This is a genomic window from Acinetobacter sp. CIP 51.11, from assembly GCF_000369665.1.
Lineage (GTDB): Bacteria > Pseudomonadota > Gammaproteobacteria > Pseudomonadales > Moraxellaceae > Acinetobacter > Acinetobacter lwoffii_S.
In genome coordinates this window covers 177,725-204,620 of record NZ_KB850128.1, presented here as the reverse complement: position 1 = coordinate 204,620, position 26,896 = coordinate 177,725, and the positions used below count along the sequence as shown (strand labels likewise).

The window sequence follows — 26,896 nt, the reverse complement described above, 5'->3', positions numbered from 1 at the left end:
GCTGTCACTATATAAAAGCAATCGAGGCGTTCATTATTCTCGCTGAGTCAGGTCATTCTCATTCCTCACTCCATTAGGAGATGTGTCATGACAACGATGAAAGCGATGGTCTATTACGGCGCAAATGATATCCGCTTTGAAGACCGCCCGGTTCCCACCATTTTGCATCCCGGCGATGCCATCATTAAACTCGAAAAAGTTACCATCTGTGGTACCGACTTAGGTATCTGGAAAGGTAAAAACCCCGAAATTGAGCAGGAGGCCACACGTAAAGAGGGCAGCTTTAAGGGGCGTATTTTAGGTCACGAAGGTATTGGCATTGTGGAAGAAGTCGGTTCCGCCGTGCAGAATTTCAAAAAGGGCGACCGGGTGATTATTTCCTGTGTCAGCCGCTGCGGAACCTGTGAAAACTGCCAGAAACAGCTCTATGCGCATTGCCGCAATGAAGGCGGCTGGATCATGGGTTATATGATTGACGGTACCCATGCCGAATATGTACGCACGCCCTTTGCCGACACCTCACTCTATCATTTACCCGAAGGCCTGAATCAAGATGTGGCCGTATTCCTTTCAGATATCCTGCCAACTTCACATGAAATTGGCGTGCAATATGGCGATGTCAAACCAGGCGACAATATTGCGATTGTCGGGGCAGGGCCAATCGGCATGAGCTGTCTGCTCACTGCCTAGTTCTATTCACCTGCCAATATTATTATGGTGGATATGGATGATAACCGGCTGGAATTTGCCAAGACTGTCGGTGCAACGCATACCATCAACTCCGCCAAAGAAGATGCCATTCAAAAAATTTTAGAGATTACCGATGGACCCGGGGTTGACTGTGCCATTGAAGCAGTGGGGGTGGAGCCTACCTGGAATATTTGCCAGCATGTCGTGAAGGAGGGCGGGCATATTGCCAACGTCGGCGTACATGGTAAACCGGTGAGTTTTGAACTGAACAAACTGTGGATTAAAAACCTGACCATTACTACCGGTCTGGTGAATGCCAATACCACAGGGATGTTGCTGAAAACCTGCTGTTCCGGCAAATTGCCCCTAGAAAAACTGGCGACCCATCATTTTAAATTTTCCGATTTTGAAAAAGCCTATGATGTCTTTAAACATGCCTCTGATGAAAAGGCCTTAAAAGTCATGATTGACATGACCTAATCCACATCAGACAAAAAAGTCCGCCATGCGGACTTTTTATTTTCAGCTTTGATCCATCAGATCAAAAATAGGGGACATAACCACGCTGCTTATAACCTTTTGGCGATGCCAGACTGGCCTGATTTTCTTCCAGGCGATACAGTACTTTGAGGAATTCGGCAATTCCTGACTGCTGTAAGGCATGCGGATCAAATTGCTTAAAACCTAAACGTGAAAATAAAGAAGAAATTTCACTGTGTTTATGCACATATTTCATTGACCATTCCGAGAAATGGGACTGCTCTACTATTGCATCTGCAAAACGTAGGACATTGTGATGGCGGAGATCCTGACAAATGCTCTGAAATAAACTTTCCACTACTTCAGCCTGACCTTCAAGGCACTGGAAAAATTTGCCATGGGAATAATACAACACCCCATGAATCTGATGCTGAAGATTGAACTTCCGGGCAGTGGCCAAAATATCACTCAAATCTTGTAACAACTCTTGTTCAGATTCTATGCGTTCACTGGCATAGCAAAGCTGTAGCATCATGCCATCTCACTAGAGGGAAGAATTAAAAACACAATTTAATCAATAATTTTAAATTAAGTCGACTATTTTTTAAGCAAATATCCGTTTTTGCTTACACGGTTTTCAGTTTGCATTTCTGGATTAAACTTTTAACAATAGTGCCTAAATTATTAAACGAATATTTTCATACACCTACCGTAAGCATGAGGATCACCTGATGTTAAAAGATCTGATTTTAACCCTTGCCTTGTTATGTGTGTGTTTTATCCTGATGATCACTTTAAATAACTGGCAATTCAGCGCTCAAACCAATCTGCTGATCAGTTCAATTTTTATTAGCTGGACGATCTTGAAATTTGTTGGGCATCGTATTTATTTTCATGCCAGTTACCTGCTGATTATGGCAATTTTAGTGATGCTGCAACAGTTTGAAGAAATTTTCTGGGCGATGACCGGGGTGATGGCAGGTTTCGGTTTATATACCCTGTTACAGGTTATATTGATTCCTGCCTTGAAAGAAAAACTGCATTTATCTTTCGGGAAATCCCCTTGGGTAGTTAAATAGCCGTTGCTGCGACATCTGCCAGACTTCGATCACGTTTAAACATGACATCCACATAGGAACATTGCGGGATGATGGTTAAACTTTTTTCACGGGCAAAATCAACCAGTACATCCAGCATTTTTCGGGCAATACCTTGGCCACGCAGGGAATCATCGACCCAAGTATGATCGGCAATGATGACGGCATCGCCCCGCCATTGATAAGTGATCTCCGCCAGGCGGCGTCCTTGATCTTCCATAAAAAATACACCACCACGTTTTGAATCTTGATATTTAATTTCCATACAAATCTAAACCTTTGTTGTCATTTTAAAATTATAAAACATCATTAAAGCGAGGCTCTCGCTCGAACACGGATTTGGCAAAAGGGCATTTTGGAATAATCCTGATGCCGTGTTCACGGGCAAAATTCACAGCGGCCTCGACCAGATAATACCCGACGTGCTGGCCGCGTAGACTGTCATCGACCCAGGTGTGTTCAATCACTAATTGATCTTCATTTACTCTGGAATAACTCATTTCTGCCAGACGTTTTTCATTTGGCTCTACAAACCATAAACCTCCAGTGTCCTGTTGCTGATGCTCGATCAACATGCCGATCCTCTCCTTGTTTTTAAGCCAGACTGACATATTTTTCCCTGCTCTATTGTTAGATTTCTTTTAAAGGATTGTGAATCTGTCCTTCTGACCAATACCGCATTTTGCTCAACAGGTTTAAACTGCCGGCCGGTTCTTTTTATCAGATATGTATGTCTAGCTCTTCTTCCACCTCTTCGGTGACACGTCAATGGGTTTGTGTGATTGCTTTAGCCTCTGCTGCCTTTATTTTTAATACCACCGAATTTATCCCGGTGGCGCTATTAAGTGATATTGGTACCAGTTTTGCCATGTCACCGACCCAGGTCGGGTGGATGCTGACAATTTATGCCTGGGTCGTGGCGCTGCTTTCTTTGCCAATGATGTTACTGACCAAAAATATTGAACGGCGCTTTCTGCTGATGGTTTTATTTGCGGTGTTTATTTTCAGTCATGTGCTGTCCTATTTTGCCTGGAGCTTTAGCATTCTGGTGTTGAGCCGGATTGGTATTGCCGTGGCGCATGCGCTGTTCTGGTCAATTACGGCGTCGCTTGCTGTGCGGGTTGCGCCAAAGGGCAAAGAGTTTCAGGCACTGGGCTTATTGGCTACCGGTACCGCCATGGCGATGGTTCTGGGAATTCCCTTTGGCCGGATGATCGGGGAGGCCTATGGCTGGCGCAATAGTTTTGCCTTGATTGGGATTGTGGCGAGCGTGGTGTGCGTATTGCTGGCCAAAACCTTGCCTTTATTGCCAAGTGTCAATTCAGGTTCACTCAGCAGTTTAAAAAACTTGCTAAAACGTCCCAGCCTGATGCTGGTCTTTGCGCTTACCGTGCTTGTGATTAGTGCGCAATTTACCGCCTATAGTTATATTGAACCCTTTGCGCTGAATATTGCGCAATTCAGCTCTGCGCAGACCACCAGCTTATTGCTGATTTATGGCGCTGCGGGTCTGATCGGCTCTTACGTATTTGGCCGCTTTGCACCGCATTTTCCCCGACTCACCATTCCGCTATTTACACTCGGGCTAGGGATCTCGCTACTGTTATTGCTGCCACTGTCTCAGGGTGTATTTCAGCTTAATAGCTTGGCGTTAATCTGGGGCATCAGCATTATTGGGTTTAGTCTGGCTCTACAAGCCAAGACCTTAAATCTGGCTTCTGATGCAACCGATGTCGCTATGGCAATTTTTTCAGGTCTGTACAATGTCGGGATTGGTGGCGGTGCCTTACTCGGCGGTCTGGTAACGGCACATATCGGATTACATAGTATTGGCTGGGTAGGAGCAATCCTGGCCAGCTTGGGTTTTCTGATCAGCTTATATCTAATTCAGCGTCCGGATTTCTTAGGTAAGAAAGCGCCTTGAAGCATGATTTTTGTAAATGAAATTGTAGTCTTAGCAAAAATCTGTCATGCTTGCTGCACATTGAGCTACCGCTCAAATAAAATTTAGTTTGAACAAGGGGAGTAGCCTCCTCCAAGCGTTTAAGAATGAAATTTCAATTTTTAAACGTGTCAGAATATCGTCATTACACTTTGCAAAAAGTCGGTATCTGAGCATCTTGAAGTCACACTTTATATAAAAAAGTGGAACAGTAAGATGTAGGCAAGACCTTGATCATGTTGTTATAGATGTTTTTCATCTGGCAACTGGTCAAGGTTTTTTTATGGCTAGTTGTCCGATGTGGAGAATTCACATGGAAACCATTGGTACACTCTGGCTGTATCTCGTCTTTTTCGCGATTGTCGCAGTCATGCTGATAATCGATTTTGTCGGCTTTAAGCATCAGCATGGTCAGGAAGTTAAAGTCCGTACCGCTGCATACTGGAGTATTGCCTGGGTCAGTGTCGCGACTTTATTTGGTGGCGGCTTATGGCTGTATCTGGAACAGACCGCAGGCACGGCAATTGCCAATGCCAAGGTCATGGAATACTTTGCCGGTTATCTGCTGGAAAAATCCCTGGCGATTGATAACGTCTTTGTCTGGCTGATGATCTTCGCGGCCTTTGCCATTCCACCCGCACTGCAACGTAAACTGCTGTTATATGGCGTACTGGGTGCGATTGTACTCAGAACCATCTTTATTTTTATTGGCGCCTGGTTTGTACAGGAATTCTCCTGGATTCTGTATATCTTCGGTGCGTTCCTGGTGTATACCGGCTTCAAATTCCTTCGTGGTCAGCATGAAGAAGACAGCAATATTGAAGATATGGCGATTCTGAAATGGCTGCGTAAACATATGCGTATTACCCCGCAACTTCAGGGCGACAAATTCTTTGTCCGTCAGAATGGTTTGCTCTGGGCAACGCCGTTGTTCCTGGTCCTGATCCTGGTTGAAGCCTCTGATGTCATCTTTGCCGTCGATTCTATTCCGGCTATTTTTGCCGTCACCACCGATCCCTTCATTGTCCTCACTGCAAACCTGATGGCGATTTTAGGCCTGCGCGCAATGTTCTTCCTGCTCTCGGGCGCAGCCTCAAAAATGCATTATCTGCCTTATGGCCTCGGGATCATTCTGGTCTTTATCGGCTTTAAGATGCTGATGCTAGATGTGTTCCATATGCCGATCTGGATTTCTTTGAGCTTTATTGTGATTGTCCTGACTGTGACCGCGATCTTGTCGATTCGTCATAGCAAGAAATATAACGAAACCACCCTGTAAAAAGTAATCATCAAAAAAGCCTGCATCAGCAGGCTTTTTTTTATTGTTCTATCAGGGATAATTTGGGCCATTTTTGCAAAAACTGTTTGCTCAGCATGCGTTGTTCGAACACGGCATAACTGACTAAATTCGGATTCCAACGCAGCTTTAACTCAAATAAATCTGCTAAACCGAAAGGGGCAATCAACTCCAACTCATCATCTTTCAGGCGCAGTGCCAAGGCCGTGACAGTTTCTGGCCATAATGACAGCGCATGACTAATTGAAGTTAAAGGCTCAATACTTTCATTTTGATCGGTACGATACCACTCATGTACAAAGACTTGATTGGTCACATCCCAACAAATCTCTGGAAAATAGTCTTTTAACTGATCTGCAAGTTGCTGTTCTATAGTGCGAGCCTGCTCATTTTCATCATAGAAAATCACATCGATCTCAGTATGATTCATTTCATATTCCCAGCCATGTAAATGCGCCCAGATCACATGAGGTAACACACCCGCTGCGATATAAGCTTCAGAGTGTAATTGTGCTAACTGATGCAAGATGCGCATTAAGGTCGGCTGTGCACGCATGATCTGTTGAAATTGATCATGATCATTGGATGAGGTCATAGAAGAATCGGAATCACTATTTAAATATGAATATTCATACAAACATGGCAATTTTTTCAGCTACAATCAATCGAAAAAATTAAAAGCGTAGGTTTAAAATGTCTTCTGTAATTGCAACGACAGCGATCCGTGGTCGCTTCCTCGACATTCAGAATACAGTTGCCCAAGCACGTGATATACACGACCAAGTGCGATATGTAGAAGATGGCTTAGTCATCATTCAAGAGGGTAAAATCCAGTGGTTTGGTCCTTGGCAAGAAGGGCAGTCACGACTTCCTACCAATGCTGAATTACAGCACTATCCAGATCAACTGATTGTTCCCGGGTTTATTGACACCCATATTCATTTCCCACAAACCGAAATGATCGGGGCGTATGGTGAACAACTGCTGGAATGGTTAAATACCTATACATTCCCCACTGAAATCCAGTTTCAAGATGCATCCTACAGCGAAAAAATTGCCGAATTTTTCGTGCAGGAATTGCTTAAAAACGGCACCACCACTGCACTGGTCTTTTGTACCGTTCATCCTGAATCCGTAGATGCTTTATTTAATGCCGCAACCACACGCAATATGCGTCTGATTGCAGGTAAAGTCCTGATGGACCGTCATGCACCGGAAGCGCTGACGGATACAGCAGAAACGGCTTATATTGACTCTAAAGCGCTGATTGAAAAGTGGCATGGACAGGGACGGAACCTGTATGCGATTACCCCACGCTTTGCACCGACCTCAACACCTGAACAATTACAAAAAGCCGGCCAGCTCAAAAGTGAATATCCGGACGTGTATGTGCATACCCATTTGAGTGAAAATAAAAATGAAATTGCCTGGGTAAAAGAACTCTTTCCTGAACGTGAAGGTTATCTGGATGTGTATCATCATTATGGTTTAACCGGGAGCAAGTCCGTCTTCGCACATTGTGTGCATCTGGAAGATAAGGAATGGGATTGTATGCATCAGACCGACTCAGCCATTGCTTTCTGTCCGACCTCAAATCTATTCCTGGGTAGTGGCTTATTTCCCCTGAAAAAGACCTGGGACAAAGGGGTCAAAGTCGGCTTAGGCACAGACATTGGAGCAGGAACATCATTTAATCAGCTGCAAACCCTGAATGAAGCCTATAAGGTGCAACAGTTGCAGGGTGAAAAACTTTCTGCCTTTGAAGCCTTATATCATGCCACTTTAGGCGGTGCCAAAGCCTTGAGTCTGGATGATCGCCTGGGGAACTTTAATATTGGCAAAGAAGCCGACTTTGTGGTTCTGGATCTCAATGCCACGGCTTTACAGCAGTTACGTCAGAGCAGAGCTAAAAATATTGAAGATGCATTTTTTGCACTGACCATGCTCGGCGATGACCGTAATATTGCAGCCACCTATGTCTATGGAGCAGCCGTCTATGTCAAAGCAGCAGCCAGTGAATAAAACAAAAAGATCCCGCCGTCGCCAATACTTGCTCCTGTCTGCAATGACGCTGGGCTGTGTTTTTTTACTGAAACGCGATTCAGCCGCGGCTAAAAAATGATTACATTTACCGCCAGCAAAACAGGTGCATCTCTGCTAGGGATGTATTAAAATTGCGACGTATTCAGGTGTTGCAGGTCAACACCTTTTTTATTTTGCTATTTTTACTTTTTAGGTATCTACCCATGACCGTTCAAATGAGCGTAATGATTTCCGCTGAAGAAATTCAAGCTAAAGTCAAAGAGCTTGGTGCTCAAATCAATGCACACTATGCCAATAGTGACAAAGAACTTGTGCTCATCGGTTTATTACGTGGTTCAGTGATTTTTATGGCCGATTTATGTCGTGTGATTGCAAAACCGCATGAACTGGATTTCATGACTGTGTCCAGTTATGGCGGTGGCACGGTATCGTCACGTGATGTAAAAATCCTGAAAGATTTAGACGGTGAAATCCGTGGTAAAGATGTGTTGGTGGTTGAAGATATTATTGACTCAGGCAACACCTTGAGCAAGGTACTCGAAATCCTGCAAACCCGTGAACCTAACTCGATTCAACTGTGTACTTTGGTAAGTAAACCATCGCGTCGTGAAATCGATTTGAAGGTCGAATTTATGGGCTTTGAGGTTGAAGATAAATTTATCGTGGGTTATGGCCTGGACTATGACCAGAAGTACCGTCACCTGCCATTTATTGGTGAAATCGGTCTTTAAAATTAGGCTGAAAAAAGTGGCATAAGCCACTTTTTTTATACCTAAAATACAGAAAAAACCGGGAACAAAAAATAACATCTCGTTTCAGGATTCAACTTTTTATGATCCTGACTTTGTTTCAAGATGATTAAACAGATGTGAAAACAAAGACATGATAAGAAGGAGTATGCATATGTGGACAATTATTGTGGCGATCGTCATTGGTTTTGTAGCAGGTCTGATTGCACGTGCCATTCACCCGGGTAATGACAAGGCAGGTTTTATCATGACCACCTTGCTGGGTATTGCCGGCTCCTTATTGGCGACTTTTGGTGGCCGTATGCTCGGTCTGTATTCGGCAGATTCCGCAGCAGGTCTGATTGCTTCCGTGATTGGTGCTGTGATTATTCTGTTTATTTATAATATGGTGACCAAACGCCGTACAGTCTAAACCATTCAGATGTTTCTGAGGTTGATTTGACGACCTGAATAAAAAAGCACCGGAAAAGGTGCTTTTTTTATATTGAGCGACTGATATGTTTACTTAATTTTTATAAATTGAATTCTCTAAAGATCTGTTCAATCTGCTCTGCCGGATAGGCGCCCATCACCTTAAAACCATTGGAAAAAATAATCGCAGGAGTACCATTCACGCCCATAGACTGAGCCAGTTTTTTATTCCGTTCAATCGGATTGGCGCAACTTTTTTTCGATTTAGGTTGAATCCCTTGAGCAATCAGATTTTCCCATGCCTGAGCTGGATTAGACTCGCAATACACCTGTTTTGAAGGAGCAACCGACTGGGGTTTTAAAGGAAGAATAAAGGTATAAATGGTCAAGTCATTCAATTTTTTCAGCTCTAGCTCAAGCTTTTTACAATACGGGCAATTTGGGTCAGAAAAGATGGCAATCTGACGTTTACCCGTACCTCTTACACTTTTCACAGCATCCTGAAGCGGTAATTTTTTCCAGTCGATACTATTTTGTTTCAGCATTAAATCACGGGTCAGATTATGCTGATCCTGAATCCGCAGCATCGGGCCAGCAATCAGATGCTTGGCATCTTCATTCAAATAAACCACTTGGCCCTGCATGGAACCGCTATAGATACCTTTCATCTCGGTGGTCTGAATATTTTCAATTTTTAAATTGGGACTGTTTTTTGCCAAGTTAGCTTGTACCGTATCAATATTGGCAAATGCGAAGCTTGAAACCAATGTACTTAAACTAATGATCAGTGTTTTTTTTAACATGAATGTTCTACATGAATTGGATAAGAATATGCTTCGATTCTAATCGCTCTGCTTTTAAATTTCTCAAACATTTATGTTACTGTTTACACTGAGTTAAATAAGCTCATCATGTTTCACGTGGAACACCATGTATAGCGTTAGATTGAACTCCAATCTATCTAGAAAACACATTAATATTCATAATAAATAATTGTTTTATATAATTAAAATATTTTAAATGATAAATATCTTATTCATTCAACCTTGACCGATTTTCTGTATCCATTCTAAACTGCAGACACTTTCTATATTCCTCGCTACGCCCTGACATGGATTGGCCAAGGATCAACACTATAACGGCATTTTCATGACAACAACGACCAGCTGGCGACCGTTCTTGATGGTCAGCCTGGCTTTAATGATGGGAACGATTGGCACCGCTTTGGCCAGTCCGCTTTATCCGATTTATCAACAGCTCTGGCATTTGCTGCCCAGCCAGATCACCTACATTTTTGTCGCCTATATGTTTGGCTGTCTCTCGACCTTGTTGTTTTTGGGCAGAACCAGTAACAGCATCGGATTTTTACGGACCCTGCAAATTGGTCTGGCCCTGATTACGCTGGGTCTCATTATTTCCGTTTTTGCCCAGAATGCACTGATCCTCTCGATTGGCCGTTTTATTATTGGGATTGCCTCGGGCCTGATGACCACCTCTGCCATGATGGGTTTAATGCATACCATCCCGGAAAGCCATAAGCACACTGCACCGCAACTGATTTCAATCATTACTGCAATGGGTTTTGGTTTGGGACCTTTGGTCGGTGGCGTGATTGCGCAGTTTTCCGCTGCGCCTTTGGTGATGCCATATTTGCCGATTATTTTGGGTGCCGTATTGTGTCTGATTGGCCTGTTCTGGATTAAAGCACCCAAGTTTGAGGTGCAGCCCTTTAGCATGGCGCCTAAACTGCAACGACCTGAAGCGCAGTTTCATCGGGTGTTTATGATTATTGCAGTGACGGCTTTTAGTGCCTTTGCTGCCTTTAGCCTGTTTGCTTCACTGTCGCCATCTTTTGTCCGCAATATTTTACCTTGGCATGGCCCTCTGGTCAGTGGGCTGGCCATTACCAGTATCTTAGTGGTTTCAGTGATCGTGCAATTTATGGCCAAAGCGGTTGCAGCGTCCAAATGTCTGAATATCGGCCTGATGATGATGTGCTTGAGCCTGATGGTTTTAGCGCTATGTATGTATTCGAAAATCAGCCTGCTATTTTTTATCAGTGATATTTGCTTTGGAATTGGCCATGGTTTTGCCCTGATGGGTGCTTTTGCCCTGATTCATCAAATGACCAGCTTAGACAACCGTGCAGCCGTCATGTCAACCTATCTGTTTATTGCCTATCTGGGCACTATTGTCCCTATCATTGCCGTGGGTTATCTGGCCGATCATTGGGGGCTGGATTTCGCCGTAATCAGCTTTTGTATCGCGATTAGTTTGCTGTGTTTTGCGCTGTGGTGGGCGTATCAAAAATCCCGCCTACCAGCCTAAAAAAAGCCCTCAGTTGAGGGCTTTTTTGATGTTTTATTAAATAATTATTTACCAATACAAAATGAACCGAAGATCTTGCCCAGCAGATCATCTGCACTGAAATCACCAGTGATCTCACCCAAGGCATTTTGCGCCAGACGTAAGGACTCTGCCACCAGTTCACCGGCGTTATACACCACCAGTTGTTCACGCGCTTCAGCCAGATAGAGCTGAGTGCGCTTCATTGCGTCTAAATGACGGGTACGGGCGATAAAGGTGTCTTCCTCAGGCTGGAAGCCTGCATGCGCTGTAATCGCCTCTATGAGCGCTTGAACACCGGTTTCCTGTTTGGCAGAGACTGCAATATGCCGGAAACCATTTAAATCGCCAATCACGGCTTCAGCACCGGTCAGGTCGCATTTATTGCCAATCAGCATCAAACGTTTTGGCTCGATATGTTCGGCAAAATATTCTTGGGCGAGTTGCAGCGGATCTTCGCCCTGGCTTAAGTCATAGACCAAGAGTAATAAATCGGCCTTTTCAATTTCTTTAATCGCGCGGCGGATCCCTTCTTTTTCCACGATATCGCCAGTTTCACGCAAGCCTGCGGTATCGGTGAGGGTGATCGGCAGACCATTTAAAGTAATCTTTTCATGCAGGACATCACGGGTGGTGCCGGCAATATCGGTCACAATCGCGCGTTCAATTCCAGCCAATGCATTCAGCAACGAAGATTTACCAGCATTCGGTTTACCCGCAATTACGACTTGCAATCCTTCACGTAACAACTGACCTTGACGTGCGGATTGCTGGACTTGAGTGACTGCACTGGATACGCCATCTAGCAGATTTAAAATCTTGCCATCGGCCAGAAAATCAATTTCTTCTTCCGGAAAATCAATCGCGGCTTCCACATGCAAACGCAGGTGAATCAGCTGCTCAAGAACTGCATTAACTTTGGTCGAAAACGCTCCTTGCAGTGAACGTACCGCAGAACGTGCAGCCGCTTGCGAAGTTGCATCAATCAGGTCGGCAATTGCTTCAGCCTGCACTAGATCCAATTTGCCATTCTCAAAAGCACGCATCGAGAACTCACCGGCTTTGGCCGCAGTGGCGCCCAGCTCCAGTAAACGACCAAGCAGAGCATTTTGAATCACCGGACCACCATGGCCTTGCAGCTCTACGACATCTTCACCAGTGAAAGAATTTGGATTCGGGAAGCAGATCGTTAAACCTTCATCCATGACTTCGCCTGCTGCATCGTAGAACTGGCGGAAACCGGCAAAACGGGCTTTAGGCAGCTCTTTTTGTGTCAGTTGCTGGGCAATCTCATAGGATTTCGGACCCGACAGGCGAATCACCCCAACGCCGCCACGTCCTGGTGGAGTTGCAATCGCAGCAATAGTTGTGGTTCGGTTGAGCATAAAATTCACCTGCAAAGACTCAAAAGTACAGCCAAAAAAAATCCGCCTAAGATTACCATCTTAAGCGGATTTATTCAGCCTATCCGTACAACTTAGTTGACTGGAGTAGCCTCATCACGTTTCGCGCGATCTTTGGCAACAGACTTGTTAATCAAAGTTTGTTGCAGAATCGTGATCAAGTTGTTGACGATCCAGTACAGAACCAAGCCTGCCGGGAAGAACAACAAGAATACGGTAAAGATGATCGGCATAAACTTGAAGACTTTCGCCTGCATTGGATCAGTTGGTTGTGGATTTAACGACTGTTGGATATACATCGTCAAGCCCATCAACAACGGCAGAATGAACCAAGGATCCATTGAAGACAAATCCTGAATCCACAGCATCCATGGCGCATGACGCAGTTCCACAGATTCCATCAATACCCAGTACAAGGCCAGGAAAATCGGCATTTGTAATAACAGTGGTAAACAGCCGGCAAGCGGATTGACCTGTTCACGTTTGTATAATGCCATCATTTCTTGAGAGAAGCGCATGCGATCTTCACCGAACTCTTCTTTCATGCGTTGCATTTCTGGCGCAATCACACGCATTTTCGCCATCGAGCGATAGCTCTTCGACGACAATGGCCACAGGATTACTTTCACCAAGATAGTCAACAGAATAATTGCCCAGCCCCAGTTACCCACCAGACCATGGAAGAATTCAAGACCGACAAACAGTAATTTCGCAATTGGCCATAACCAGCCATAATCAACGGTCTGGTTTAAACCCGCAGCCAAATCTTTCAGTTCTGACTGGATTTTTGGACCTGAATAGAAAGTCGCATCAATTTCAGCCACTGTACCTGCAGGCACATTGAACGTCGGTGAGGTAAAACCGATGATGTTCATGTTATCGGTTGATTTACGTGATTCAAGCTTGGCGCTATAAGCTTCGCCATTGCCTTGAGTCAACTTCAGCTGACCTGGAACCCATGCACTGACAAAGTAGTGCTGTACCATTGCCACCCAACCACCTGTCGCTTCAGTACTGACTTTTTCTTCAACAAAGTTGTCGAATTTAAGCTTGTTGTACTGCTCGTCCGGGGTACCCCATGCACCGCCGAGGAATGTTCCCAGCGTGAAGATCCCCTGATCAGATTTGCCTGGATCTTCCGAGTTATCCCGTTTGATCTGACCGAACATCTGACCTTGCCAAGTCTGGCCACTGCGGTTAACCACTTTGTGATTTACCACGACCGGATATTCACCTTCAGTGAAATTGAAGGTCTTGATAATCTCGATCCCGTCAGCGGTTTTAAACACTAGCGGTACAGACAATACTTTCAGATTTTCACCATCTTTGGATTTGACTGTTTTCGCATCTGCCAGAGTATAAGCCGTTTTTTCCAGCTCATACATTGGACGGCCGTTACGGCTGCTGTCCGGTCCATTCAGACCGATCAGGCCAGACTGGGCGACATAAGTACGTTTCGCATCGCTTTCCAGCATCACGAACGGTTCATCGCTGTCTTTGTTCTTGTCATGATTGAGTAATTCAATACGAACAATATCACCACCCTTAGGATTGATCCAAAGGTGATAAAGGTCAGTTTGTACTGAAATAAGCTGCTGACTTACAGGTGCTGTGGCATCCGTGGCTTGCTGTGCTGGCACATTTGCTTGTGGCAGATCAGAGGCAACTGTAGCCGTCTGACCATTTGGCAAATCTGCAGATACGTCATGCGAAACAACAGCAGTTTCCTGCTGCGGTTTTGTTTCAGCATTTCCATAATCTTTTTGCCACGCCAAAATGAGCAAATATGCGACAACAAACATGGCTCCGAGAATTGCAATCCTGGCCCATTGTTGCATATGTATTACCCCAAGTGGTGAGAGTGATTTTGGTTCAATAAACGATCACGAAAGGGTACAGCAACGTGAAGCGTTTGAGAATCTATTTGCTGAAATGAAATAAAACGAATCGCTTTTGAGGGAACAGGATCATATCCCCAGCCCCCCCACGGATGACAACGGCAAATACGCTTAGTAGCCAGCCACACTCCACGCCCAGCGCCATGCATCTGGACTGCTTCCAAGGAATATTGAGAACAAGTTGGAATATAACGACAGCGCGGTCCAAGAAGAGGACTAATCGCAATCTGATAGAAACGGATCAACCAATGCAGTAAACGTACCATTGGCCAACTCTACTTTTGTGGGGAGGGGGCTATTTTTGAATGCTTTTTGGCAAGACGGTTAAGTTTCTGCCAGGCAAATTGTAATTGCTGGTGCAATTCTGCATTAGGCACTGCTTCAACACCCATTTTCGGCATAATTACAATGTCTAAGTCATCTAATTGCTGTTGATGCAGGCGAAAACTTTCGCGAGCAAGTCGTTTTACTCGATTTCTTTCGTGTGCGCGTCGCACTTTCTTCTTGGCAACAACTAAACCCAAACGGCTATTTGGCAGTTCGGAATGTTTTGCAAGAAATAAGAAATGGGGTTGATGCACTTTAAAAAGCGCACCATCAAAGACACCTTTATAATCGGCAGCACAGCGTAATCGCAACTCTGTGCCAAAACTATAAAGTTTTGTCATAACACCCAAAATCGTCTTAGCGTAACTGATTAAACAGTTAAGCTATGACGACCTTTTGCACGACGGCGAGCTAATACTTGACGACCAGCTTTAGTAGCCATACGAGCACGGAAACCATGAACACGCTTACGCTTTAATTCAGACGGTTGGAATGTACGTTTCATATTGAAACTCCAAAAAATGATCTTTCTATGAAGGTCCGCGATTTTAGTGCTCATTGCTTGAGCTGTCAATGCAAAAGCGGTTTTCTTTTCAAATAAGATCAAAAAAGATAAAGCCTCTGGTTTTTCAGAGAACTGAATAAAAAATAGTTCAATTCAAGTTAATCACAAATTAAGTTATTGTTATATAAATATATATAAGTTATAAACAACTCTATCAACAAAGTTATCCACATGTTATCCAGAGTTTAAATTTAACTTACAGTTTTGAATTTAAATTTGAAGCTTTTTGAGTTATCCACAAAAACCGGTAATCTTATAAATAAATTCAAATTTATAAATTTAAATTTATTACTATTAGGGAGCACTTTTTCTATGGATAAGCCACTTTTTATTTATTTAAACATGAACTTATATTGTGGATAAAACTGTTTCTATTAATTTTATACTTTGTGGATAACTTTGTGATATATTTTATCCACAGCTTGCGGATAAACTTATCCACACTGGGTTTTAAATTTAAATTTATGCATGGTGATTTCTTTTTGCACAGTTTTTGTGGAAATTGCCATGACAGATGTGGATAACTTGGTTAGAATGGCGACCCGCTTTTGGTCGCGGTCATCTTTTTTGAATGAACAATGGAATGAATAGGGGATTCACATGCTTTGGACGGACTGCTTAAATCGCCTGCGACAAGAGCTCTCTGGAAATGTCTTTACAATGTGGATTCGCCCATTGGTTGCAGAAGAGCTGGAAGACAGCTTGCGTTTGTATGCACCTAATCCTTACTGGACGCGTTACATTCAAGAACATCATCTGGAACTGATCACGATTCTGGCAGAGCAATTGTCTGAAGGACGGGTACGCAAGGTCGAAATTTTAGTGGATTCACGTCCAGGGGCAATTTTATCTGCCAGTGAACAACCGGCGACTACGACTGCGGCATTGACTTCGATACCGATGCCGGTGCCGAAACCGAAGAAAGAAAAAGAAGACAGCGGCAAAAATAGCCGTAGACGTCAGTTGAATCCATTGTTTACCTTCTCGCTGTTTGTGGAAGGCCGATCTAACCAGATGGCGGCAGAAACCTGTCGCAAGGTACTGACCCAGCTGGGTGCTTCACAGCACAACCCCTTATTTTTATATGGTCCGACCGGTCTGGGTAAAACTCACTTGATGCAGGCGGTCGGTAATGCATTGTTGCAGGCCAAGCCAAATGCACGTGTCATGTACATGACCGCAGAAAGTTTTGTACAGGACTTTGTCAGCTCGTTACAGCAGGGCAAAGTCGAAGAGTTTAAGAAAAATTGCCGTTCTCTGGATTTATTACTGGTTGATGATATTCACTTGCTGGCCGGTAAAGAAGCCAGTCTGGTCGAGTTTTTCTACACCTTTAATGCACTGCTGGATGAGTCCAAACAGATTATTCTGACTTCGGATCGTTATCCTAAAGAACTAACCGAACTGGATCCACGTCTGGTTTCACGTTTTTCCTGGGGGTTGTCGGTCGGAGTTGAACCACCAGATATTGAAACCCGAATTGAAATTCTGCTGAAAAAAGCAGAAAGCAACCAGGTTGATTTACCACGTAACTGTGCGCTGTTTATTGCCCAGCAGGTGGTGGCTAACGTGCGTGAGCTGGAAGGTGCGCTGAACAAAGTGGTAGCGATTTCACGTTTTAAAGGCACACCAATTGATCTGGATGTAGTGCGTGAATCTTTAAAAGATGTGCTGGCAATTCGTGCCCGTACCATCAGTACTGAAAATATTCAGCGTGTGGTCAGTGAATATTTCCGGATTCCGCTGAAAGAACTGGTCGGTCCAAAACGTACCCGGATTTATGCCCGTCCACGTCAGCTGGCGATGGGTCTGGCACGTGAATTAACCGGCGACAGTTTTCCGGAAATTGGCATGGCTTTTGGCGGTCGTGATCACAGTACCGTGATGCATGCTTGCGAGAAAGTACAAAGCCTGCGTGAAGAGGATCCGATCTTTAACGAAGACTATAAAAACCTGCAACGTCTGTTGCAAAGTTGACCTAAATCGCTCAAATTCTATTCTTGCTATGCGGCTGCTTTTGCCGCATAGTAAACCGTCAAAAAAATCACTTTTTCTATATTAATCTTCAGCTTTAGAGGAATGCACCGTGCGTTTAAAAATCGCGAAAGAAAGCTTACTGAATGTTCTCTCACATGTCGTAGGAGCGGTTGAACGTCGCCATACCTTGAATATCCTGTCTAACCTGAAAATTCAGGTGACTACGCAAGCATTGACCGTGACCGGTTCCGACCTGGAAGTCGAACTGGTGGCGAGTACAGCACTGGCTGAAGGTGCATGTTTGCAGGAAGGCGAGACCACAGTTCCTGCACGTAAGCTGATTGATATCTGTAAGTCACTTCCTTCAGCGGCATTGGTGGATTTGCATATTACTGAAGATCAGCGCTGCATCCTTAAATCAGGCAACAGCCGTTTTGTACTGGGTACCTTGCCTGCTGATGATTATCCATTACTGAACACTGAAAACACCCAAGGCACGCAAGTGACGGTGACACAGCGTGAACTTAAACGCCTGTTCGAAAAAACCGCCTTTGCCATGGCAGTTCAGGATGTGCGTTTTTACCTGACCGGTACTTTGCTGGAAATTGATGCCAATCAGCTACGTGCTGTGACCACCGATGGCCACCGCCTAGCACTGTGTGAAACAGCAGCACAATCCACTGCAGCACAGCCGATTCAGGCAATTGTGCCACGTAAGGCCGTTGCAGAATTACAGCGCCTGCTCAGCGTTGAAGATGAGCAATTATCTCTATTGATTGGTCGTGAACTGCTCAATGTGACCATCAATATGCCAAGCCGTGACAAGGAACAGGCGAACATTACCGTGCGTTTCACTACCAAGCTGATTGATGGTAAGTTCCCGGACTACCGCCGTGTGATTCCACGTGGGGGCGACAAAGTCGTGATGATCGCACATGACGTGTTCAAGCAGTCTTTGCAGCGTGTGGCGATTTTAAGTAATGAAAAACTTCGCGGTGTGTTTCTGAACTTCAATGCTGATTCTTTGCAACTTCGTGCCAATAACCCGGAGCAGGATGAAGCGATTGAAGACCTGGCGATTCAATATGCCGATTCACCGCTAGAAATGTCCTTCAATGCGCAGTATCTGATTGAAGTCCTCGGTGTGCTGGATGGCGATGATGTATCAATGACTATGACTGAAGCGAATCAGTCTGTCTTAGTACAAGACCCGGCGCATACTGATCAGACTTATGTCGTCATGCCGATGCGTGTTTAAGCCGCGGCTTCTGATATTCATATAAGACATGCATATTACGCGTTTACATATTGAGCGTGTGCGGAATTTAAAGACGGTTGCTCTCCACGGATTGCAGCCGTTTAATGTTTTTTATGGGCAAAATGGTTCAGGTAAAACCTCGATTTTAGAGGCGGTTCATTTACTGGCTGCCGGTCGTTCCTTCCGTACTCATATTCCCAAAAATTATATCCAGCATGGCGCGCAGGATGCGATTGTATTTGCACAGTCTGCGACTGAAAAAATTGGCATGCAAAAAATGGCCAGCGGGGAGCAACTGATCAAGGTCAATGGTGATCTGGTCGCAACCCAGGGACAGCTGGCCACACTGTTGCCCTTGCAGCTGATTGATCCGCAAAGCACCGATATTATCGATCATGGTGCTAAACCACGACGCCAACTCCTTGACTGGTTAATGTTCCACGTGGAACCAGAGTTTTATCATGCCTGGCAATATTATTCTCGTGCGCTGAAACAGCGAAATAGTCTGCTCAAAAGCAAACGCTTTCTCAGTCTGTCTGATCTGGAACCGTGGAACCAGATGCTGAGTGAATATGGTGAAATCCTGCACTCGCAACGTGTCGGGATTGTGGAACAATGGAAGCCATTTTTTGAAGATGATCTGAAACAGTTATTACCTGAATTGCAAGTCAGTCTGGAATACAGTCCGGGCTTTCATAGTGAAACCGGCCTGCTAAATGATCTGACCAACCAGCATGAAAAAGACTGTGAGCGACGCTATACCGAATATGGCCCACATCGCGCAGATTTGCGTTTAAAGACCCCGATGGGGGATGCTGATGTGATCCTGTCGCGCGGGCAGAAAAAGCTGCTGATGATCGCACTAAAACTGTCGCAAATCGCAATGCTACATTCTTGTAATAAGGAAACTGTGGTATTATTAGATGATGTGACAGCAGAATTAGATTTAACCGCACAACAACGTTTAATTGAGCGATTGAGCCAACTTGGTAGTCAAGTTTTTATTACCACCTTAGACCATGAATCAGTACAAAAGCACTTACATGATTTGTCTATCTCATATCAGTTATTCAGTGTTGAAAACGGTACAGTTCAAGTTGTGCAATAATATTTTTTGAGTTTTACCCATCTTTGGATAGACCTATTTTTCACTAGGGAGAAACCATGAGTTCAGAAGATCAAGCTGCTTCTCAAACAGAACAAACCATTGAAAAGGCTTATGATTCCTCTAGCATCAAGGTATTACGTGGTTTAGACGCAGTCCGTAAGCGTCCGGGCATGTACATTGGTGATACAGACGATGGTACGGGCCTGCACCACATGGTGTTTGAAGTAGTCGACAACTCGATTGATGAAGCCTTGGCAGGCCACTGTGATGAAATTATAGTGACGATCCATGAAGATGAATCGGTTTCAGTTTCTGATAATGGTCGTGGTATTCCGACCGACATTCACCCTGAAGAAGGTGTGTCTGCAGCAGAGGTGATTTTAACCATTCTGCATGCCGGTGGTAAGTTCGACGACAACAGTTATAAAGTGTCTGGCGGTCTGCATGGTGTCGGTGTTTCCGTAGTCAACGCACTGTCTGAAAAACTCGAATTGACCATTCACCGTGCCGGTAAAATTCATGAACAAGAATACCGTCATGGCGATTCTCAATATCCATTAAAAGTAGTGGGCGATACCGATAGAACCGGTACTCGTGTCCGTTTCTGGCCAAGTGCCGAGACTTTTAGTCAGACCATTTTTAATGTTGATATTTTGGCGCGTCGTTTGCGTGAACTGTCGTTCCTGAACGCAGGTGTGCGTATTGTGCTGCGTGACGAACGCATTAATGCCGAGCATGTCTTTGATTATGAAGGTGGTCTGTCTGAGTTCGTTAAATATATTAACGAAGGCAAAACTCACCTGAATGATATTTTCCATTTCACTGCTGCACAGGCCGATAACGGTATTACGGTAGAAGTCGCATTGCAGTGGAATGATTCTTATCAGGAAAATGTACGTTGCTTTACCAACAACATCCCGCAAAAGGATGGTGGTACGCATTTGGCCGGTTTCCGTGCTGCGTTGACCCGTGGTTTAAATAACTACATGGACAGCGAAAATATCCTGAAAAAGGAAAAAGTTGCGGTATCGGGTGATGATGCACGTGAAGGTCTGACTGCCATCGTGTCAGTCAAAGTACCTGATCCAAAATTCTCTTCACAGACCAAAGAAAAACTGGTGTCGAGTGAAGTGAAAACCGCTGTTGAGCAAGCCATGAACAAGGCATTTTCTGAATATTTATTGGAAAATCCACAAGCAGCCAAGGCGATTGCCGGCAAGATTATTGATGCAGCACGTGCGCGTGATGCAGCGCGTAAAGCACGCGAAATGACACGTCGTAAGAGTGCGCTGGATATTGCCGGTCTTCCAGGTAAACTGGCCGATTGTCAGGAAAAAGATCCAGCTTTGTCTGAACTGTACCTGGTCGAGGGTGATTCTGCAGGTGGTTCAGCCAAGCAAGGTCGTAACCGTAAAATGCAGGCGATTTTACCGTTGAAAGGTAAGATCCTGAACGTGGAACGTGCCCGTTTTGACCGCATGATTTCCTCTGCTGAAGTTGGTACGCTGATTACCGCACTCGGCTGTGGTATTGGTCGTGAGGAATATAATCCGGACAAACTGCGTTATCATAAAATCATCATCATGACCGATGCTGACGTCGATGGTTCACACATCCGTACGCTGCTGTTGACCTTCTTCTTCCGTCAAATGCCAGAACTTGTGGAACGTGGTCATATCTATATTGCCCAGCCACCACTGTACAAGCTGAAAAAAGGCAAGCAGGAACAGTACATCAAGGACAATGATGCACTGGAAACTTACCTAATTTCGAATGCGATTGATGAGCTGGAACTGCATATCAGTGCAGAAGCGCCTGCGATTCGTGGTGAAGCACTGGCAAATGTGATTGCTGATTATCAGACTTCCCAGAAGAGCTTGGCACGTTTGACCCAGCGTTATCCTGCGAGTCTGCTTGATGCACTACTTTCACTGGAAGGTTTTAAGCTGGATCAGCTGGAAGACAAAACCTATGTGGAAACATGGGGTGAGAATCTGCGTGCAGCGATTGAAGCCATTCAGCCAACATTACGTCCAGAATTAACCCTGGAGCGTTTTGAAAAAGAACTGGCAGATGGTCAAAAAACTGCAAGCTGGTTGCCACGTATCACGATCTATGTACATAACTTGCCACATAGCTACCTGTTAGACTCAGTACTGTTAGGTTCAAGTGAATATGCACGTTTATTAAAGAATTCAAAGAGCTGGTTTAGTCTGCTTGAAGAGGGTGCATATTTGCAAAAAGGCGATCGCAAGATTCAGGTCAGCAATTTCCATCAGGTTTGGCAACATATCTTGCAGGACTCACGTCGTGGCATGATGATCCAGCGCTATAAAGGTCTGGGCGAGATGAATGCGGAACAGTTATGGGAAACCACCATGGATCCAGACAACCGTAACATGCTGCAAGTGACAGTTACTGATGCGATTGAAGCGGATCGTATGTTCTCTTGCTTGATGGGCGATGACGTAGAACCACGTCGTGCTTTCATTGAAGAAAATGCCTTGAATGCAGATATTGATGCATAACCCTTCAGGATAAAATCAGATATAAAAAAGCGCCTTTCGAGGCGCTTTTTTTAGACCAATTTTTTTACTCATATCCTGTGAGCTAGGCAAAATAAAGTAATTTTGGACCGATTTTTAGATATGGAACGGGTTCATTTAGGTTTTAAAAAGCCAAGTTGAGTAAGCCAAATCGACTCTAAGAAAGGGTTTATGTATAGAGATTACCAACTCGGGAGAATACCTGAAATCTGGAGTGAATCTATCGTTATAAAAATGATCTGCATCAGAACTTCTAAAATAATTTTTGAATAGGAAAGTGAGGTAGAAAGACGTTCTTTATACGATGAGAAGTTTGCATGCAGTTCACGACACTAGGTGAAAACTGGATCAGTCAAAGTGGTATTTAAAGATGCGTGTAATAAAAACAGATCGAATACTTTAGGTGGATTCGACTAAAAAATAATAAATCGCCTATTCAGAAGATCCAATATCTCAAAAATAAATAAAAAGCTGCTAAAACTAAATTTTAAATTTTAAATTTTAAATAGCTTATAAGAAACTTGGTCTAATACGCTAAATAATACGTGAATAATATTGCTTCAAGCATCTAGAAAGCCTGATCAGAGATGTGGATAACTCTAAAGTTATCCATAATTTTTATGTGAATAAGATAGTATTTTTCCGCAAGCTTTAATCCACGTATTAATTCTTTATTTTAAATTCAAATTTGAAATCGATTATCTTGTGGATAAGTGTTTTTAAATTTAAAATAGCATTTTAAATTTAAAGCTAGATTTGGCGATATATTGCTAGTATGACCAGACTATTCCTTGGATTGGCTTTAAAATAAAAAATTATTATAAATTAAATACTTGTAAATATAGTGTAGTTTCTCTAATCATTACCGTGGAACATATTGTTAACTAAAAACTCAAGATGTAGCTAAACTACATAATTGATTTAATAATCAAGTGAACTTTCATTTTTATTTAAAATCATACTCTTATCGATTTTTGCTTAACTTTTTTATTTCTCATTTTTGAGTTATTTCTTGATTTCATTATTGAAAATCGGGCATTTCTTTTATTACTCGATAGAAAAGAGGGAGGGAGTCGCTGAAATGATATTGATTAGGAACAAGAAAAAGAGGATTGATAAAATGACGATGAAAAATAAAAAAGCGCCTGACGGCGCTTTTTTTTAATCATATTTATGGTGTTAGAATGACTTTACGACAGTCTTCTTCCTTTTTATCAAAAATACGGTAACCTTCCGCAGCATCTTCCAGTTTCATGCGATGGGTAATAATCAGATCTGGAGACAGATCTCCATTTTCAATATGTTCTAGCAACTGCGGCAAGTAATTATGCACATGGGTTTGTCCCATTTTAAAGGTCAAACCTTTGTCAAAGGCATCACCAAACAGGAAGCCATGAATTGGACCGGCATAAACTCCAGGTACACTCACCACACCGCCGCGACGGACCGCTGCAATACATTGTCTTAGCGCTGAACCACTCGAACCTTCTAATTTCAGGTTGGTCATTACGGTTTCCAGCATGCTACCTTTGGCTTCAAAACCGACCGCATCAATGACGGCATCGACTCCACGATAACCCGTGGTATTTTGAATGATAAATTCAGCGGCATCGACTTCATCAAAATTGACGGGAATTACCCCATAGGTTTGATGCGCGAAACGCAAACGGTAAGGGTGGTGATCGACCATAAATATCTGCTCGGCACCGAGCATCCGCGCGCAGGCAGCAGCCAGCAGACCGACCGGGCCAGCACCATAAATGGCGACACTGGAACCTCGACCGACTTGGGCATTATTCACTGCTTGCCACGCAGTTGGCAGAATATCGGTCAGGAATAATACTTTTTCATCAGGCAGGGAACCCGGCACCTTAAATGGTCCGACATTGCCTTTGGGGATCCGTACATATTCAGCCTGACCACCCGGTATACCACCATACAGATGGCTAAAGCCAAATAAAGCTGCCCCTGGTGGGATCTGTTTTTTGTTGAGAATTGCACCACGACCGGTATTGGTATTTTCACAAGCAGCCATGAGTTCATGTTCACAGAAAAAACAGTGACCGCATGCAATCACAAAGGGAATAATCACCCGGTCACCTTTTTTGACTTCGGTTACTTCTGGGCCGACTTCTTCTACAATTCCCATAAATTCATGGCCGAAAATATCACCGTCTTCAGTGGCCGGAATTTTCCCCCGGTATAAATGCAGATCTGAGCCACAGATGGCGGTGGCTGTCACCCTTAAAATAACGTCATCTGGTTCCTGAATCACTGGATCTGGAACGGATTCAACTCGTACATCCCGAGCACCATGATAGGTAAGAGCACGCATGCGGATTTCCTCTCTCTAGTTCAACATTAAACAGACTCGTAGCAAGGCTGCCAAAAATTAAAAAACACTTGTATTAGAGCCTTAGGATGAAACAGCGCGCTGTAAATTAATGTATGAAATAAGGCATCCAACTGTTTAAAAAATAAACTTATATAGGGTTTGTGTAATTCATGACCTTATGTGTCGAATGAATAGAAAAGAACAGAATTAAAGAAACATCTAGACGTAGATGAAAAAATACAGGGGGGAAAATGGAAGAGAAAACATTAAAAATAGTGAATAAAAAAGAGATGAACAACGTTGGTCATTCATCTCTTATCTTAAATCTTACTAAAAGAGCTTTAGAACGTCTGTTCCAGACTTTCCAGTTCCATCATCAGTTCTAGCATTTGCTCTTCGGCTGTTTCCAGTTTGGCTTTTAGCTCGGTTTGCTCATTCATCAGTTTCAGCAAATCATTTTTACGTGATGCTTCGTATAAAGCACTGTCACCCAGTAGGTTTTCAATTTCAATCAGTCGTGGCTGTAGTTTGGCCATCTGTGCTTCGCATTTTTCAATATTCTTGCGAATTGGGCGACTTAGTTCCCGCTGGCGAGCAGCTTCTTTACGTTGTGCCTCTTTGTCCAGTTTGGAAATGGTCGGTTTGACTTCGACTTGGGATTTCACCGGTTCTGCTGGCTTCTGTCCATTTTTGATCATTTCAATACGGGCTTGGCGTAACCAGTCAGCATAGGCGGTGAGATCGCCGTCAAATTCTCGGCATTGACCATTATGTACCAGTAGCAGTTCGTCACAGACACTGGCGATGAGCTGACGTTCATGCGAAACCAGAACCACCGCGCCTTGGAAATCTTGCAAGGCCATGGTCAGTGCATGACGCATATCGAGGTCTAAATGGTTGGTCGGCTCATCCAGAATCAGTACATTCGGACGCTGCCAAACAATCAGCGCTAGGGCCAAACGTGCACGTTCACCACCCGAAAAACTTTCACTCGGCGTATCCATACGTTCGCCACTAAAACCGAAACTACCCAAGAAAGAACGCAGGCTGGCTTCACTGATTTTTTTATCGGCAATACGTGCCAGCTGTAACATCGGACTGGCATTACCATCCAGTGCATCCATCTGATGCTGGGCAAAATAACCAATATTCAGTAGCTCTGAATCTTTACGCAGGCCCTGAATCAGTTTCAGGTCACCGACCAGCGATTTAATCAGCGTGGATTTACCTGCACCATTCATCCCGAGTAACCCGATCCGGCTGTTGGGCGTGATCTGTAAATTTACATTGGTAACAATCAGCTTGTCGCCATAACCAATATCGGCATGTTCCAGTTGCAATAATGGCGAACTCATTTTGGTCGGTTCGCGGAAACTGAAAGTAAATGGTGTATCGACATGGGCAGCAGATAGTTCCTGCATACGTTCCAGCTGTTTGATCCGGCTCTGGGCCTGTTTAGCTTTGGTCGCTTGTGCTTTAAAACGGTCAATATATTTTTGCAGATGCGCGCGGGTTTCCAGCTGCTTTTCATACGCCTGTTGCTGCTGCGCCAGACGTTCACTACGGGTACGCTCGAAAGTCGAATAGTTACCAGTATATAAAATGAGTTCCTGATTTTCGATATGTAAAATATGGTCGGTAATCGCATCGAGGAAGTCCCGGTCATGCGAAATCAGCACCAAGGTGCCTTCATAGGCTTTCAGCCAGTCTTCTAGCCAGAGAATCGCATCCAAGTCCAGATGGTTGGTCGGTTCATCGAGGAGCAGTAAGTCCGAGCGGCTCATTAAGGTACGTGCCAGGTTTAAACGCATACGCCAGCCCCCGGAAAAACTTGAAACATCCAGTTGTGATTGATGTTCAAAGAAGCCCAGACCGGCCATCAGTTGTGAGGCTTTGGCAGGAGCAGAATAACCTGAAATTTCATCAAAACGGCCATATAAATGAGCCAGTTCTGCATCATCCAGTTGATCCGGTTGATCGAGTTTCTGCTGAATATCCCAGTATTCCTCATCGCCCGACAAGACGAAATCAATGGCTTTCATATTCAGTGCTTTGATTTCCTGAGCCATATGCGCTACGGTCCATACCGCAGGTCGGGTCAGCGAACCGGTGTCCGATTCCATGCCGCCGAGCAAGGCTGAAAACAGGGTTGATTTTCCAGCACCATTGACACCGGTTAGGCCAATTTTCCATCCTGGGTGTAACTGCATCGACGCTTTTTGAAATAAAACACGTCCACCGCGACGTATAGATAACTGGTCTAACTGAATCATTGAGAAATCAAAGCTAAGAAATAAGATGCGCCTATTCTAAAGGAAAGCCCTGTGAAAATGAAAAATCTTACCGTTTTTGCTGAAATGAGTGTGCTTTTCACCTCTGTCAATTGATCTAGGGTGGACGCATAAGTTGAGTAAAAGCTCTATT

General features: G+C 44.1%; 25 protein-coding genes. 13 read left to right on the top strand and 12 right to left on the bottom strand.

The annotated features are described in order from the left end of the window. Positions 1-87: 87 nt before the first annotated feature. Both F894_RS15400 and F894_RS15395 read left to right on the top strand, forming a co-directional pair. Positions 88-690 (top strand): alcohol dehydrogenase catalytic domain-containing protein, encoded by a 603-nt coding sequence (locus F894_RS15400; RefSeq protein ID WP_005245567.1) that lies wholly within the window; start codon positions 88-90, stop codon positions 688-690. Between the two features lie 24 nt (positions 691-714). Next, entirely contained in the window at positions 715-1,170 is a 456-nt protein-coding gene (locus tag F894_RS15395; RefSeq protein ID WP_005245565.1) for a zinc-binding dehydrogenase, read from the top strand. A 61-nt stretch (positions 1,171-1,231) separates the two neighbouring features. On the opposite strand, the gene F894_RS01255 is transcribed toward F894_RS15395, so the two are convergent. After that, positions 1,232-1,705: a BLUF domain-containing protein gene (locus F894_RS01255; RefSeq protein WP_005245564.1), complete on the bottom strand. Its 474-nt coding sequence runs from the start codon at positions 1,703-1,705 to the stop codon at positions 1,232-1,234. 196 nt (positions 1,706-1,901) lie between these two features. On the opposite strand from F894_RS01255, the gene F894_RS01250 reads away from it, so the two are divergent. Next, complete coding sequence (locus F894_RS01250; RefSeq protein ID WP_005245563.1) at positions 1,902-2,249, top strand: hypothetical protein; 348 nt, start codon at positions 1,902-1,904, stop codon at positions 2,247-2,249. On the opposite strand, the gene F894_RS01245 is transcribed toward F894_RS01250, so the two are convergent. Next, entirely contained in the window at positions 2,242-2,532 is a 291-nt protein-coding gene (locus F894_RS01245) for a GNAT family N-acetyltransferase (protein ID WP_004281917.1), read from the bottom strand. The two genes, F894_RS01250 and F894_RS01245, sit on opposite strands and share 8 nt — an antisense overlap. A 31-nt stretch (positions 2,533-2,563) precedes the next feature. Beyond that, positions 2,564-2,842, bottom strand: a complete 279-nt coding sequence (locus F894_RS01240; RefSeq protein WP_005094867.1) for a GNAT family N-acetyltransferase — start codon at positions 2,840-2,842, stop codon at positions 2,564-2,566. Positions 2,843-2,997: 155 nt separating this feature from the next. Here F894_RS01240 and F894_RS01235 point away from each other — a divergent pair, with 155 nt between their 5' ends. Beyond that, positions 2,998-4,191, top strand: a complete 1,194-nt coding sequence (locus tag F894_RS01235; protein ID WP_005245562.1) for a sugar transporter — start codon at positions 2,998-3,000, stop codon at positions 4,189-4,191. Between the two features lie 331 nt (positions 4,192-4,522). Continuing rightward, entirely contained in the window at positions 4,523-5,488 is a 966-nt protein-coding gene (locus tag F894_RS01230; RefSeq protein ID WP_004728997.1) for a TerC family protein, read from the top strand. Between the two features lie 40 nt (positions 5,489-5,528). Here F894_RS01230 and F894_RS01225 read toward each other — a convergent pair whose 3' ends face one another. After that, on the bottom strand, positions 5,529-6,101 hold the full coding sequence (locus F894_RS01225) for a nucleotidyltransferase family protein (RefSeq protein ID WP_005245561.1): 573 nt from the start codon (positions 6,099-6,101) through the stop codon (positions 5,529-5,531). 98 nt (positions 6,102-6,199) lie between these two features. Between F894_RS01225 and guaD the strand changes: the two genes are divergently transcribed. From guaD to F894_RS01210, 3 genes are all read left to right on the top strand, one after another. After that, complete coding sequence (gene guaD, locus F894_RS01220; RefSeq protein WP_005245560.1) at positions 6,200-7,528, top strand: guanine deaminase; 1,329 nt, start codon at positions 6,200-6,202, stop codon at positions 7,526-7,528. 224 nt (positions 7,529-7,752) lie between these two features. Then, on the top strand, positions 7,753-8,280 hold the full coding sequence (gene hpt / locus F894_RS01215; protein WP_005245559.1) for a hypoxanthine phosphoribosyltransferase: 528 nt from the start codon (positions 7,753-7,755) through the stop codon (positions 8,278-8,280). 172 nt (positions 8,281-8,452) lie between these two features. Next, a complete protein-coding gene (locus tag F894_RS01210) occupies positions 8,453-8,710 on the top strand; it encodes a GlsB/YeaQ/YmgE family stress response membrane protein (RefSeq protein ID WP_004281926.1) in 258 nt (85 codons plus the stop codon). A 100-nt stretch (positions 8,711-8,810) separates the two neighbouring features. Here the strand turns inward: F894_RS01210 and F894_RS01205 are convergent, their stop codons facing one another. After that, a complete protein-coding gene (locus F894_RS01205; RefSeq protein WP_005245557.1) occupies positions 8,811-9,512 on the bottom strand; it encodes a DsbC family protein in 702 nt (233 codons plus the stop codon). Positions 9,513-9,891: 379 nt separating this feature from the next. Here F894_RS01205 and F894_RS01200 point away from each other — a divergent pair, with 379 nt between their 5' ends. Then, entirely contained in the window at positions 9,892-11,037 is a 1,146-nt protein-coding gene (locus tag F894_RS01200; RefSeq protein WP_004728987.1) for an MFS transporter, read from the top strand. 44 nt (positions 11,038-11,081) lie between these two features. Here F894_RS01200 and mnmE read toward each other — a convergent pair whose 3' ends face one another. The 5 genes from mnmE to rpmH form a co-directional block, all read right to left on the bottom strand. Then, positions 11,082-12,440, bottom strand: a complete 1,359-nt coding sequence (mnmE, locus tag F894_RS01195; protein ID WP_005245554.1) for a tRNA uridine-5-carboxymethylaminomethyl(34) synthesis GTPase MnmE — start codon at positions 12,438-12,440, stop codon at positions 11,082-11,084. A 92-nt stretch (positions 12,441-12,532) separates the two neighbouring features. After that, on the bottom strand, positions 12,533-14,296 hold the full coding sequence (gene yidC, locus F894_RS01190; protein WP_005245552.1) for a membrane protein insertase YidC: 1,764 nt from the start codon (positions 14,294-14,296) through the stop codon (positions 12,533-12,535). Between the two features lie 5 nt (positions 14,297-14,301). Beyond that, entirely contained in the window at positions 14,302-14,622 is a 321-nt protein-coding gene (yidD, locus tag F894_RS14815; protein WP_005245550.1) for a membrane protein insertion efficiency factor YidD, read from the bottom strand. A 9-nt stretch (positions 14,623-14,631) separates the two neighbouring features. After that, on the bottom strand, positions 14,632-15,024 hold the full coding sequence (rnpA, locus tag F894_RS01185) for a ribonuclease P protein component (protein ID WP_004281932.1): 393 nt from the start codon (positions 15,022-15,024) through the stop codon (positions 14,632-14,634). A 29-nt stretch (positions 15,025-15,053) separates the two neighbouring features. Further along, positions 15,054-15,188, bottom strand: coding sequence for a 50S ribosomal protein L34 (gene rpmH / locus F894_RS01180; protein WP_000831329.1), 135 nt, complete (start codon positions 15,186-15,188; stop codon positions 15,054-15,056). Between the two features lie 660 nt (positions 15,189-15,848). On the opposite strand from rpmH, the gene dnaA reads away from it, so the two are divergent. From dnaA to gyrB, 4 genes are all read left to right on the top strand, one after another. Continuing rightward, on the top strand, positions 15,849-17,225 hold the full coding sequence (gene dnaA, locus F894_RS01175; protein ID WP_005104955.1) for a chromosomal replication initiator protein DnaA: 1,377 nt from the start codon (positions 15,849-15,851) through the stop codon (positions 17,223-17,225). 109 nt (positions 17,226-17,334) lie between these two features. Then, positions 17,335-18,483, top strand: a complete 1,149-nt coding sequence (gene dnaN / locus F894_RS01170; protein ID WP_004647129.1) for a DNA polymerase III subunit beta — start codon at positions 17,335-17,337, stop codon at positions 18,481-18,483. Positions 18,484-18,511: 28 nt separating this feature from the next. After that, entirely contained in the window at positions 18,512-19,591 is a 1,080-nt protein-coding gene (gene recF / locus F894_RS01165; RefSeq protein WP_005245548.1) for a DNA replication/repair protein RecF, read from the top strand. 56 nt (positions 19,592-19,647) lie between these two features. Then, positions 19,648-22,119 carry a DNA topoisomerase (ATP-hydrolyzing) subunit B gene (gyrB, locus tag F894_RS01160; RefSeq protein WP_005245546.1) on the top strand — a complete coding sequence of 824 codons (2,472 nt, stop codon included), beginning with the start codon at positions 19,648-19,650 and terminating at the stop codon, positions 22,117-22,119. A gap of 1,189 nt (positions 22,120-23,308) precedes the next feature. Here gyrB and F894_RS01155 read toward each other — a convergent pair. Both F894_RS01155 and F894_RS01150 read right to left on the bottom strand, forming a co-directional pair. After that, the gene (locus tag F894_RS01155) at positions 23,309-24,472 is read right to left on the bottom strand and encodes a zinc-dependent alcohol dehydrogenase (protein ID WP_001202407.1); all 1,164 of its coding nucleotides are present in this window, start codon (positions 24,470-24,472) and stop codon (positions 23,309-23,311) included. 341 nt (positions 24,473-24,813) lie between these two features. After that, the gene (locus F894_RS01150; protein ID WP_004281940.1) at positions 24,814-26,745 is read right to left on the bottom strand and encodes an ATP-binding cassette domain-containing protein; all 1,932 of its coding nucleotides are present in this window, start codon (positions 26,743-26,745) and stop codon (positions 24,814-24,816) included. Positions 26,746-26,896: the final 151 nt, after the last annotated feature.